Origin of the sequence: Candidatus Thiodiazotropha endoloripes, from assembly GCF_001708965.1 — a bacterium.
In the GTDB taxonomy this organism is placed as follows: Bacteria; Pseudomonadota; Gammaproteobacteria; order Chromatiales; family Chromatiaceae; genus Thiodiazotropha; species Thiodiazotropha endoloripes.
Window position 1 is genome coordinate 1,684,293 of the sequence record NZ_LVJW01000006.1, and the last position, 13,157, is coordinate 1,697,449.

General features: G+C 46.6%; 9 protein-coding genes. 7 read left to right on the top strand and 2 right to left on the bottom strand.

Translation table 11 applies throughout. The features are described 5' to 3' along the window. The first annotated feature begins 62 nt into the window (after window positions 1-62). The 7 genes from cgtA to A3193_RS18320 all read left to right on the top strand — a co-directional run bounded on the left by cgtA (window position 63) and on the right by A3193_RS18320 (window position 9,599). The gene (gene cgtA / locus A3193_RS18290; RefSeq protein ID WP_069002777.1) at window positions 63-1,133 is read left to right on the top strand and encodes an Obg family GTPase CgtA; all 1,071 of its coding nucleotides are present in this window, start codon (window positions 63-65) and stop codon (window positions 1,131-1,133) included. 75 nt (window positions 1,134-1,208) lie between these two features. Next, a complete protein-coding gene (gene proB, locus A3193_RS18295) occupies window positions 1,209-2,333 on the top strand; it encodes a glutamate 5-kinase (RefSeq protein ID WP_069002778.1) in 1,125 nt (374 codons plus the stop codon). Window positions 2,334-2,742: 409 nt separating this feature from the next. Further along, window positions 2,743-3,630 (top strand): DUF5995 family protein, encoded by an 888-nt coding sequence (locus tag A3193_RS18300; RefSeq protein ID WP_141694533.1) that lies wholly within the window; start codon window positions 2,743-2,745, stop codon window positions 3,628-3,630. Window positions 3,631-3,632: 2 nt separating this feature from the next. Further along, window positions 3,633-4,544: an alpha/beta hydrolase gene (locus tag A3193_RS18305; RefSeq protein WP_069015453.1), complete on the top strand. Its 912-nt coding sequence runs from the start codon at window positions 3,633-3,635 to the stop codon at window positions 4,542-4,544. 11 nt (window positions 4,545-4,555) lie between these two features. After that, on the top strand, window positions 4,556-6,832 hold the full coding sequence (locus A3193_RS18310; RefSeq protein WP_162273755.1) for an efflux RND transporter permease subunit: 2,277 nt from the start codon (window positions 4,556-4,558) through the stop codon (window positions 6,830-6,832). Next, window positions 6,829-7,836, top strand: a complete 1,008-nt coding sequence (locus tag A3193_RS18315) for a lipocalin-like domain-containing protein (protein WP_083218842.1) — start codon at window positions 6,829-6,831, stop codon at window positions 7,834-7,836. Before A3193_RS18310 ends, A3193_RS18315 begins: the two co-directional genes overlap by 4 nt. Window positions 7,837-8,084: 248 nt before the next feature. Then, window positions 8,085-9,599, top strand: a complete 1,515-nt coding sequence (locus A3193_RS18320) for an alkaline phosphatase PhoX (protein WP_069002786.1) — start codon at window positions 8,085-8,087, stop codon at window positions 9,597-9,599. Between the two features lie 210 nt (window positions 9,600-9,809). Here A3193_RS18320 and A3193_RS18325 read toward each other — a convergent pair whose 3' ends face one another. Together A3193_RS18325 and A3193_RS18330 are read right to left on the bottom strand one after the other, a co-directional pair. Continuing rightward, window positions 9,810-12,008, bottom strand: coding sequence for a putative bifunctional diguanylate cyclase/phosphodiesterase (locus A3193_RS18325; RefSeq protein ID WP_069015456.1), 2,199 nt, complete (start codon window positions 12,006-12,008; stop codon window positions 9,810-9,812). Then, window positions 11,978-12,895 (bottom strand): substrate-binding periplasmic protein, encoded by a 918-nt coding sequence (locus tag A3193_RS18330; RefSeq protein WP_069015457.1) that lies wholly within the window; start codon window positions 12,893-12,895, stop codon window positions 11,978-11,980. The genes A3193_RS18325 and A3193_RS18330 overlap by 31 nt, the downstream gene beginning before the upstream one ends. Between the last annotated feature and the right edge of the window lie 262 nt (window positions 12,896-13,157).

Genomic DNA, 13,157 nt, shown 5'->3' on the forward strand with positions numbered 1-13,157 from the left:
CCAATTACGGAGTTGACGCTCAAAAGCCTCGTCCGTTGACGAGGCTTTTTGCGTTCTGGCCTATGAAATTTGTAGACGAAGCCAAAATCAAGGTGATTGCCGGAGACGGGGGTAACGGTTGCGCCAGTTTTCGCCGGGAGAAGTATATCCCGAAAGGCGGCCCTGACGGGGGGGATGGCGGTGATGGTGGCAGTGTCTACCTGATTGCCGACAGCGGTCTGAACACGCTGGTGGATTTCCGTACCCAGCGAACCCATAAGGCCGAGCGTGGCCAGAATGGCATGGGGCGCGAACGTACCGGGCGAAAAGGGCAGGATCTGCAGGTGCGGATTCCTGTGGGCACCCGTATCTTCGATGAGGAGACCGGCGAACTGCTGGGTGAACTGCTGGAGCACCAGCAGACCCTGTTGGTGGCCCAGGGTGGTGAGCACGGTATCGGCAATGTGCATTTCAAAAGCAGTACCAATCGTACCCCGCGTCAGTTTACCCATGGTACCGAGGGTGAGCGGCGTGAATTACGCCTGGAGCTGATCCTGCTGGCGGATGTCGGTCTGCTGGGTATGCCCAACGCGGGAAAATCGAGTCTGATCAGTAAAATCTCCAGTGCCCGGCCACGGGTAGCGGACTACCCCTTTACCACCCTCTACCCCAATCTCGGCGTGGTCAGTCTTGGGCAGGACCACAGTTTCGTGGTGGCGGATATCCCCGGTGTGATCGAAGGGGCGGCTGAAGGCGCAGGGCTCGGACTGCAGTTTCTCAAACACCTCTCCCGTACCCGCCTGCTGTTGCATATGGTGGATATCGCACCGCTGGATGAGTCGGTGGAGAGTGCCAGTGAGGTACGCCAGATTGAGCAGGAGATGTCCCGCTATTCAGAAGAGCTGGCCGGTAAAGAGCGCTGGCTGGTATTGAACAAAAAGGATCTGTTGCTGGACGATGAGTTCGAGGAGCGCAGTCAGGCGCTTTGCGAAAGCCTGGGCTGGAGTGGACCGGTTTATGGTATCTCAGCCGTATCAGGTGAAGGCACTAAGCAGCTGATCTCGGAACTGATGCTGCGCCTGGAACAGTTGTGGCAGTCAGAGCGGGAGCCGGAGGAACAGGATGATGATGAGGCGTGGGATCCTTTGCAGTAAGGCAGATCGATTTCTGGCTTGCTTCAAAGTCTCATGAGATAGTTGTCTAATTGTATTCAGCATGTCAGGTAGCAAATGATTTCCCGGGAAAAGATCGCCAGCTCCAAGCGTTGGGTTATTAAGATCGGTAGTGCACTGCTTACCGCTGACGGTAAGGGTCTGTCCTCTGACCTGCTCGGTTCCTGGGTTGAACAGATAGCCTCCCTGAGGCATACCGGGCATCAAGTGGTACTGGTCTCATCCGGAGCGGTGGCGGAAGGCATGAGTCGCATGGGCTGGCAGAGTCGCCCACATAATCTGAATGAGCTGCAAGCCGCTGCTGCGATTGGCCAGATGGGATTGGTGCAGGCCTGGGAGGCCGGATTTCAGAAGTTTGACCTGCACACCGCCCAGGTGCTGCTGACCCGCGACGACCTTGAAGACAGATCCCGATACCTGAACGCCAGAAGTACCCTGCGTACGCTACTTGAATTGGGTGTGGTGCCCGTGGTCAATGAAAACGATACTGTCACCAACGATGAGCTGCGTTTTGGTGATAATGACACCCTGGCCGCACTGGTCGCCAATCTCATCGAGGCGGATCTGCTGGTATTGCTGACAGACCAGAAGGGTTTGTTCGATGCGGATCCCCGGTTCAATCCTCAGGCAAAACTGATCTCCCAAACTCGTGTGGATAACCCCCAGCTTGATCAGGTCGCCGGCGGCAGCGCCAGTGGTCTTGGGCTGGGTGGTATGGTGACCAAGGTGAGGGCAGCGCGGCTGGCGGCCCGCTCAGGTACAGGCACTGTGATTGCGGCGGGGAGACAGAAACAGGTTGTTGATGCGATTTATCGTGGTGAGGATGTGGGTACCCTGCTGGTGCCTGTACAGGAACCCCAGGCCGCCAGAAAACGCTGGTTGGCCGGTCAACTGCAACCCAGGGGGAGTCTGACCATCGATGATGGTGCGGTGCGAGTGTTGCGTGAGCAGGGCAGCAGTTTGCTGGCAGTTGGTGTTAGCGATGTGAAGGGTGATTTTGCCCGGGGTGAAGTTGTCGTCTGTCTCGATAAGCAGGGGAGTGAAGTTGCGCGTGGCCTGGTCAACTATGACGCTCAGGAGACTACGCGTTTGATGGGTGTACCAAGCAGTCGGATCGAAGAGGTGCTTGGCTATGTCGATGAAGATGAATTGATTCATCGGGATAACCTTGTCCTGCTCTGATCTATTTAATCCGCTCAATCCTAAAAGTCTGATCCTGGCTGCAGTCAGCTACCCTTTCAAGTCCGGTTTTTTTCTCACTGAATTTTAATTGGGTGGTTGCCTTCAGGCTCTGTTCCTGTGGTTTTGAATTCTTAACTGAGTACGACGGTTGGTTAAGTAGGCGTTTAGATCTGATCCTGATCGAATGTTCAGCAAGTTATTGACACCATAGATCGGCTTGGTGAGAATGGATTGGCCCAGGTCGATCTGGCTGAACTTGTTCAGTAATTGCTTTCTCGGATGGTGGTGTCTATCAAGGAGTGATTCGCTTCTTAATACAGCAGAAGCTCTGTCTGTATTACCCTGTAGTAAGCGGTGAGTCTATGGATGTAGCTGAAGCGCTTATGGTCAAATAAGTAGTTGTATTGCAATGAATATTTGCGAGGCTTCAGACCTTTCTCTTGTAAAAGACGGGCGCTATTCAGATGCTTCGCAACCGATTCAATCCAATTTCAGATGGTCACCAACACTCTCGCTGTGCCAGATAAGAGAGCGATTGGAGTATCTGGAAAACCAGCACAGCCTTGCAGGCGATAGTCACGCCTATTTTCTCTCATGCTACATCGTGAGTATGAAACGGTGTGAATATTTGATTGAAGCGATTCGCAACAGTGATCATCCCGAACATGCACGCTACGCAGAGCTTGATGATCGATTGATCGAATCCATCGCGAGTTATTTCAGCTACTACTATTTCTCCGCTTATGAGACTGCATTGTCGTCAGAGGAGAAGCGGATTCCGAATCCCTGGGTTCTGGCTTTGAACTCTGAATCCGTGACCAAACTGCCTCCCCTGCATGGAATGCTGTTGGGATTGGTGGCGCACGTCTGTTATGACCTGCCGCTGGTTCTATTGGAAACCAAATCATCAGGTGTCTCCATTTATGATTGGTCGAACGCAAAACATAAAAGAACGTATCACGAAATAAGTGAGTTACTGGTTGAGGAATTACCTGTTATTGCACGAAATATTGAGTCGACTCTGGCTTGTATGAGAGGCCGTGGACGGGTTAAGGGAGGGTTTAGTGTTCAGCTGGTTGGCTATCTTCTCAGGAGTGGTCTTTTCTCCCGGGTGGTTTTTAAAGTTCTTACCAATGTACACAGAGAGGCGCTGTTAAACTGCTATCGATTACAGCGTGGTGTATTAAGTCGCGAAGCGTTAGCAGTTCTCTGTTGTAAACGCATGAGTGCACTCAAACACGGGTCCATTCATGTGAATATTGTGAAAACCCTTTTACAGACACAGTTTAAATCGTGACTATGTCTATCAAGACCACACTGGCGATCTGTTTGAATTGGATTTGTTTTCTTGTACTCCTAAGTCATGCGTTCATTCTCTCTGCCGAAGAACCCCTGAAACAGGAATCCTACAGTTGTTCGGTTCAACAACTCTTTATATGCCAGGAAGAAACAGGTGAAGTTGCACTTGTGTTTATTCATGGATGGGGAGGTAGAGCACTCTTCTGGGCAAGTCAGCTGGACTATTTTTCTAGTGAGTATGCTGTCTACGCAATGGATTTGCCAGGGCACGGTGATTCTCAAATGGTTAAAGCTGAACCATCCATATCAAGTATGGCGGTGGGTTTACAGGCGTTTGTGAAGCAGATCGAAGCAGATCATATTGTAGTGATTGGACATGATATTGGCGGCTACATAGCACTCTCCCTGGCTGTATCAGAGGTTGGTAAACAGAAGATAAAAGCCATCTATGCAGTAGAATCGATGGTTGATACAAAAGTATCTATGCCGAAAAAACAGTACAGGCGGGTGTTGAAAAGTTTGCGGAATAACTTCAAGGGTACCGCAAGACAGATGACCCGTGATCTGTTTTCAGCGGGTAGCGAAGCTGAAATGATTAATTGGGTAGCTGATTCGGTGGCCGACACAGATGCTGAACTCTCATTGGGTTTGTTGAATGATTTTATGAATATGGACATGTCAGCGGCGTTGTCAGTTTTCCAAGGAGATCTCGTCATTCTTAATACGGAATATAACCCTCCAAGAGTGGATCTCCTGAAGCGACTCAATTCAAATGTACGGGCTGAGTCGGTTGGTTGGAGTGAGCATTTTATCTTTTTGGAAGATTCCATGTTGTTTAACAAGGTTATGGAACGGTTGATCAAAACTCATCTGAAGTCGAGTCGTGATAATCGGAAGCACGAGCGGCTATAGGAATCATGTTGGTGATTGGCAATTCACTCCAAGAGATCCTTTCGACTGAACGCCAAAGCAGGCTGTTACTGGTGGGGTTGTTGCTTGTAACCCTGGTAATGTTGTTGGGTGTGAGTAAGCTTCAATTCAATGATGATTACAAAAGCCTGTTTAAAACAGATCGGAACGAGTATCAAGAGCTTGAAAAGTTTTTGAACAGATTTCCTGCTGATGATCAGGAGCTGGTGATTCTGTTCAGGTCGCAGAAAATTCTGGCAGAGCCGACAATTCAGCAATTACATGATGTTGTAGAAAAGATAGAAAACATTCCTGAAATAGAGTCTCTGTTTTCACTATTCTCCATTCCAAAACAGAATTCCTCGATTCGAAAGATTGAGCCGCTGCTGTCAATGGATTCCATGGAAATGAATCATGAAGCGAGCATGCTGGCCATTGCTGCTCATCCAATGGTGAAAAACAAGCTGTTGTCTGAAGATGGCAGGCTAACCATTGCCATCGGTATATTGGAAAACGATCAGGTCAGTTATGATCAGATTAGCCAGGTAATCGAACAAATCCATGCGATCACTGCTGATGCTGGTGATGGGGAAGTATTGGAGGTTTTTGTTACCGGTAATGCGGCAATCAGAGTTGCTTTGAAGAGTCAATCTACCCGTGACCAGATCTTATTGAACTCGATTGGTGGATTGTTGGCCTTTTCGATTACCCTATTTCTATTCCGCTCATTCAAGCTTTCTCTGATTATTACTGCTGGACCGTTGATCGGAGTGATATGGACTTTGGGATGCATGGGCTTTCTGGGGAGTAAACTGAATGTAATAAATCAGATGATCTCACCGCTGGTGATGGTTATCGGCTTTACCGATGCTATCCATCTTATGTTTGCTGTCCAGCGCCGCCGTATTCAGGGGCACTCCAGGATCACTGCCTCAATTGCTGCCGTGAAGGATGTAGGATTGGCCTGTATGCTTACGTCAATAACGACTGCGATTGGATTTGCGGTTTTGATTGTCACAGATTCAACTGTAATTCAAGAGTTAGCCCTGCATGCCTCCTTGGGGGTGCTGTTGACTTTTATAGCAGTTGTGATTTTTATCCCTTCATCTGCAGTTTACTTAGAGGATGATGTAGTCGTTAACTCACGTCGTTTGGATATCACATTAACGGATAACCGGATTTTTAACAAAGTACTGGTTGTGATTGGGGAGAATGCCGTTATTTTGGTTAGTGTCGGTATTATTCTTACTGCTGTCGTTGTCTATCAGGCACAACAGTTGACGACTGATTTTAAGTTTCGGGAAAATCTGCCTAAAGATCATGAAGTGTCTGAAGCAATGAGGCTGGCGGATCAACATTTAAATGGTATTCAACCACTGAATATTGTTATTCGTCCAAACAATGGAGGAGTGATAGCATCTGCCCAAGCTCTTGAATATATAGAACGAATCCAAACAGAGCTTGCTGAACAGTCTGGATTGAGTAATTCCATTTCAGTGGTTGATCTGTTAAAGGTAATACCTGGAGCGTCTGAAGATCTCTCCCTGCAGTTTCCAAGGCTGGTCTATTTGCCGAGTAAGCTGGTGGAACGGTTTTATCATGAAAAGTCGGAAACGGCCGTGATATTGCTGCGCCTGCCTGATAATGGCTCGACTTTGCAGCTGGAAATAATACAGCAACTGGAAAAGAAGTTGATGCAGTTAAACGGTGATAACGACCAGTTTAGCCTGAAATTGCAGGGAATCGCACTGGCAGCAGCCAAAGGCAGTGTTGATATGATTCAGGACCTGCTGATCAGTATTCTGAGTGCTGTTGCCATTATATTTTTTGTTCTCTCCCTGTTTCTCAAGTCAATCAAATTGGGATTGATCAGTTTTCTGCCAAATATACTGCCATTAGCAAGTGTTGCTGCAATTCTGGCTGTCAATGAGCTGCCGTTGCAGTATGCAACAATCATGGTGTTTACAATCTGCCTTGGAATCATTGTGGATGACGGTATCCATATGATCGTGAGGTATCAAAAAGAGTTTCAGCAGGTCAAGAGTGTCACCCTGGCAGTTCATCGTACTCTTCAAGCTGTGGCCCCGGTACTGCTGGTGACAACGATGATTTTACTGGCGGGTTTCATATCCATGCTAACCAGTTCAACTGAGGTTATCGTGAGGATGGGGTATCTCTCTTGTATGGCGCTCATCATGGCTCTGCTTGCTGACTTGGTGCTATTGCCGTCATTGATCATTGCAGCTGGTTCAAAGGATTCAGTTCAGGATTGTGTTGAGGAGCAGTTGTGAGATTGCCGCAAAGCTTGATTGTTCTGTTTCTATCGATATTGCTGACCTCTTGTGCATCGAAGAGCTCTAAGCCGATTAGAACAATAGAACTGCCAGCGGATGATGCCTATATCAATGGTCAATATATTCAATGGTGGTATTGGAATGGCAATCTTACGGCTGAAAATGGGCACAGATTTGGCTTTCAGATGGTGTTTTTTTCAATTCGGCCTAATCTCCTGATGGCCCACGCATCACTTACAGACATAACCAATAAAGCGTTTCATTACGAGACTGTTACCAGGTTAATGATCCCGAAAAGATCAGCGGATAGGTTTCACCTTACAGCAGGAAGTATCAAGCCACTGACAGCTAAAGGCGGTGGTGGCGTGGATAGAATAGCGGCTGTTGTAGGGGGTTTCAGTTACGATTTATTGCTCAGGGCGTCAAAGCCTCCATTGTTTCATTATGGTGGTAGGTCTCATGAATATGAAATAGGTGGACATACCTATTACTACTCCAGACCAAAAATGGAGGTTGACGGTCATATTGTAGTTGACGGGGTAAAATTAAACGCAACGGGTGAGGCCTGGTTTGATCGTCAGTATGGTGATCTTGAAGAGATTATCGATACAGGATGGCAATGGTTTTCAATAAGATTGTCTGATAATACTCAAATGGCGTTGTTCTATTTTGAAGAGCCGAAGGCGCTAAGTGAAACCCTTCTGGTTAAGTATGGAGCCGGCGGTAATACAACAATATATGCACCGGACAAGTTTGAATTAAAGGTGTTGGATTACTGGCAGAGTAGCGAATCCGGGTGTAACTACCCAATAAACTGGCAACTTGAAGTTGATGATCAAATTCTGACAATTGTACCCTACCTGAAGGATCAGGAGGTCAGGCCAAAGGCTGGGGCCTGGTTGACGCCTATCTACTGGGAAGGCGCTGCTTCAGTTGCTGGTCAAGTTGGCGGGGAAGCCTATGTTGAATTGCATGGGTTTTGTGGGAATTCTGTAGAATAGTTCATATCAGCAATAGGTTGTGAAAACAGAAAGGATGTAATCTGAAACCGATATGGATGTTCATTATTTAGATTGTACTATGGTTTTGTTAATTTTCTGAAAGCATGATATCAATTCTCGATTGTTACCCTCAGTTCAAGAAAGCATCATCGCTTTGTCAAGATAGTGTTAAGCGGTCTTAAGTTTTCAAGTCCAAACTCGAACGCTCTTTTTATGCATAGAATATTTTGACTCTACGAGGAGCGATGATGAAATTTCAACTTAAGAGCTGCGCTGCGCTGGTTGCCGCCAGTCTGCTGGTACCTGTTGCTGTGCAGGCTGATGATGATGAGATGGATTTTGGTATGTATGTGCAGAAAAAAATGCACGACAAGTCAAAGAAATTATTTGGTATCAAAAAGCCTCTTGCGAACTCTGCGGAGGGTAATGTCGCGCGCATGCCTGGACAGAATGCCTATGATTTGATCGAACTGGCTAAAGGGCTGAAAGCAAAGATTTTGACTCGTGATGCCGGTAACAAGGCTGATATGTTCAGCTTCTGGCCGAATGAGAATGAACCGACTCATTTGATCTTTTGTATCGAGGGCAGTGACGAGGTGATCGGTTCCCTCGACAGTGGCCTGGACAAGATGAATCCATCTGTACAATCGATCGACCTGGAAGACGGTAGTGTATCGACTATTCTGCGTGGCATGAACCGTTGTGACGGTATTCGCACCACAGCCTGGGGTTCAGTGCTGGCTACTGAAGAGACCAGTTCCGGTCAGGCCTATGAGATCATCAATCCACTCGATACGGAGAATCACACAGTTACAGACCGCGCCATTGGCACTATTGTCACAGCAGACAATGAAATGTCGATGAATGTAGTGAAACGGGATGCACTGCCTACAATGGCCTGGGAAGGTCTGACCGTACTGGATAACGGTGTGGTTATCGGTGGTGATGAGTTGCGACCGGGTGATTGGGATCTGGCCGGCGATGGTGGAGATGATTCTGATGTGGACGGTGGTGCAATATTCAAATTTGTACCTGATGTCCAGCATATCGGTGGAATGATCGATAAGCTTGAAGACTCTCCGCTTGTGTCCGGTTCGGTTTACGCCTTTCGTGCCTCATGCAGAGAAGGTACTTCCAGCAGCTTTACAGTGAATTATGGTCAGGGGTGTGAAATCGGTAACGGTTCCTGGATCAGTGTCAGTGCTGCTGATGCACGCCGTGATGCCAACAACAATGGTGCAACTGGATACTATCGACCTGAAGATCTCCACAAAGATCCTACCTACACAGGTCCAGGTGTCCGTTTCTGTTGGGCCAATACAGGCCGTGAAGCTGCGCAGAACTATGGTGAAGTGATCTGTGGTATCGACTCAGATCCGATGCTTGCCGACGAGACAATCGCCAGCATTGTCGTAAATCGCTTTGTTGAAGGGGATGCTGACTTCAATTCACTGGATAACCTGGCGTTCCAGCCTCATACCGGCAATCTTTACGTTATTGAAGATCACTCAAACGGTGATGTGTTTGCCTGTCTGCCGGATGGCGCTGATCGGGATATCAAAACCGATGGCTGCGTGCGTGTACTGTCTGTCAAAGATCAATCGGCCGAACCTACCGGTTTTGAGTTCTTTGGTAATGGCAAAGTCGCGGTTGTAGCCATTCAGCACTCCAATGATGACATGATGTCAGATTATGACGATTATGGTACTGACGACATCGTTGTAATCACAGGTTTCAAGCTGAACAAGAAGAGCGATGATTAACTGCACTTTTTTCACACCTGGTTACAGGTGTTTTAAGTAGTGTGAGATAGAAAAGGGCCACTTTTGTGGCCCTTTTTTCAGTCAGTGAATAGTAGCGTCCAGCAACCTGTTTTCAGTATGAAGCCGTCAAAAACTGCATCAAATGGTTGACTAGAAGAAGTGACTTGTAAGTGATTCCTGGTCATTCTAACTGAATCATTGGTATTTGATTCAATGAAGAAGTGAGGTAAATTCTGATTCACTCAGTGGTATGCTGAAAAACTGACCTTGGTACTTTTGGCAGCCGAGTAACATTAAGTATTCAAATTGAGTTCTGTTCTCAACTCCCTCTGCAATTACCTCGAGTCCTAGGTGTTGTGACATGTTGATAATAGTCTCTACCAGAGTGGAATCCTGCCGTTTACTGGTCAGATGACTGACAAAGGTCCTGTCAATTTTCAGTTCGTCGAGTGGCAGACGTTGCAGATAGGCGAGGGAAGAGTAGCCCGTACCGAAATCATCAATTGAAATCCGTATGCCCAGTGCTTTCAGGTAGTCCATCTTCTTCCGAGTATTCTTGGACATGTCCATCATGATGTTCTCTGTGAGTTCGAAGGTGAGCAGCTTCGGATCTACTCCGGAGTCTGCCAGCATATGTTCCACGTCCTCTAAAAAACTGTTTGATTGAAACTGTTTCGGGCTGATGTTGATAGCCAGAGTATTGAACTCAGGTGGTAGTGAATTATTCGACCACTGTTTGAGTTTGCACAGTGATTGTTCTAGCACCCAGGATCCCAACTGGTCAATCTTGCCTGTTTTTTCAGCAAGTGGAATAAACTCGTTAGGTAGTATTACTCCTCTGGTAGGGTGTTGCCATCGAAGTAGAACTTCAGCGCCGATTAGATGCTGAGAGGCATCCATTTGTGGCTGATAGTTGAGAAAGAAGTCATGGCTGTCTAGAGCAAGTAGAAGCTCATTCTGTAGTTTGAGATGTTTTTCCGCATTGATCTGCATGCTTGGAAGATAGAATCGAATCGTGTTACGCCCCGACTCTTTGGCGCGATACATGGCGGTATCCGCATGTTTTAAAAGATCATTGGCGTCATCACTTCCTTCGGGTATCAACGTGATGCCGATACTGGGTGTTAAGCGGAGTGTGTGGTTTTCAATCTCATAAGCTTCGGAGAGGATTTTTTGCAGTTTCTCGGCACCGATGCGAGCATGATCTGCAGCATCTTCGGATTTATTTGACAGATCTGAGTACATGACTACAAATTCGTCGCCACCAAGGCGGGCTGAAAAGTCCTCATCTCTGAGGCTGTTCTTCAGGCGTATGGCGACTTCTTTCAGCAGGCCGTCACCGATTGGATGACCCAAAGAGTCATTAATATGCTTGAAGTTGTCCAGGTCTATAAAGAGCAGGGCCCCATACAGGCCGTGGCGGTTGTTATAGGCTAACACCGAGTCGAGACGATCGACTAACAGGCGACGGTTAGGCAGGTCTGTCAATGCATCGAAGGTTGCCTGGTGCTCAATGAGTTTTTCAGCGTGAACACGCTCTGTAATATCCTGTCCTATTGCAAGTACACCTAAAGTAAAACCAGCGCGATCCCGTATCGATTTATTATGCCATTCTATTAACCTCTCATCACCATTCCTGGTAATGATATTGTTTATAACGCCGCTGGTTTTAACATTGTTGACTGTTCTTGTGAAAACTTTTTTTGTTTTTTCACGATCACGTAGTGGTATAAACAAGTCAAACCAATTTTTACCCTTGATATCAGTTAAGTGGTGACCGCACAGTTCCTCAAGGTAAGGATTAATTCGAATGATTGCGCCCTTTGTATCCAACACCAGAATTATTGTTTGAGCTGTGTTGATCAGGCTGTCGGCAAAATCTCGCTCTTCTTTTAACTCGTTTTGCGCCTGTTTACGTCCAGACAGCTCACGTAGACTCCGAAGGAAAAAACGCACCGCCGTGAGAAATAGTGTGAGTACCAACAAGAGGTTCAGATAAAGATAGATAGGGGAGTGTAGATAGACTGCATTCACAACACCTATGCTATTCCCTTCCCGGTATATATTGTTGCTAAGCTCTATATGGCTAATCAACCCTAATCCATTAAGAAAGTGATCGATGGCGTGGGGTTTAGGTCCGTCAACTTTAATGAACAGATCGCCCCTATGGTCAAAGATTTTGATTGTACTGTAATCATTGCTTTTTGCTGATAATTCCAGATAGGAGCGGGGGCCGCTGTCATCGTAGTTCCAGAGATCATCCTGAATGAACTCTGCCACCTTAGTAAGGTCGGCTAGCGCTTTGTTTTGTGTGTGCTCTTCCCACAATAGTATGAATGCCGCGAATAGCAGCACGGTCACAATTAAGATTGCAAACTCTATCTGCTTGTAGTTTCTTGGTGTGAGCATTTGTTTAAATATCTGCAGCCCTTAGCTGTAGAGAGTGATCTGTAACTTGATATGATTTTGTCGATCTGGCCTGCTTGTTTGGCTGCCAATAGAGCTTCATTGAAATGCTGTAAAAAAGTTGTCATGTTCATCGTCTTGGCGAAACCAAGGTGGTTTGGGTCCCGTTTGAATGGTTGTGCCACGATTCTAAAATCATCACGGTGTTCCCTCAGATGTTGATCCTGGTTGATGATATGTTCAACACCAGTCCGTCCGGGCCCCAATAAAGCCGCATCGATACGACCGGAGAGAAGCTTCTTCAGGCGTTGGCGTCCACTCTTATCCTCTTCAATTCGAAACAGGCTGTTCTTTTCCTGATCAAACAGGTCACCGTAACTGGCACCCCGCTGAATACCGATGGTCAATCCCTTAAGGTCGGTCACGCTGTCAAATTCAAGATCATTACTTTTCAGTACCACCAACATGACTTCATCGAGATAAATTGCTTCAGAGTAGTCAAATAATGTTTCCCGTTGGCTTGTTTTTGATAGACCGATAATTCCACCATCATTGTTCAATGCATTTTTATAGGCTCGTCGCCAGGGGTATAGCTGGTATTTAAAATTGTAGGGCAGTTTCCGCTCTAGGTATTGCATGATTTCAATCAGAAACCCTCTTGGATATCCATTCTCGAGATAGATTTTTGGGGGTTTATCATAGTTGCCGAGAATAACGATTTCATCACACTGGGCTGTGAGTGCTGAGAGTGGTAGCAAAATGAAAAACAGAAATAATCTGATTTTTAGCAAGCTGGCAATCTTAACCTTGTAGTCGGCTTGGTATTGCGGCTTGACTGAGGTCTCTGTTTGCTGCGCACGATAGTTTAAAGAGTTGTTCTGGATGCGCATCGAAGCAAAAAATCCCTTGAAACTCGGTTATTTTGTTTTTAACAGCATATTAAGAACATTAGCACATGATCCTCTATTAATGTCCGATGAGAGAAAAATCTCAGTGAGACAAAAGGTACTCCCTTGGCGGTCTGTATGGATACAACGACCAGATAATTTCGGGCATAGGAAATATATCCATAGAATCAGTAATATGTATAAATATTAACTTTGTTAAGAAACCTTGGGTGACAACAGATATTATTCTGTCAGGTTATCAGAG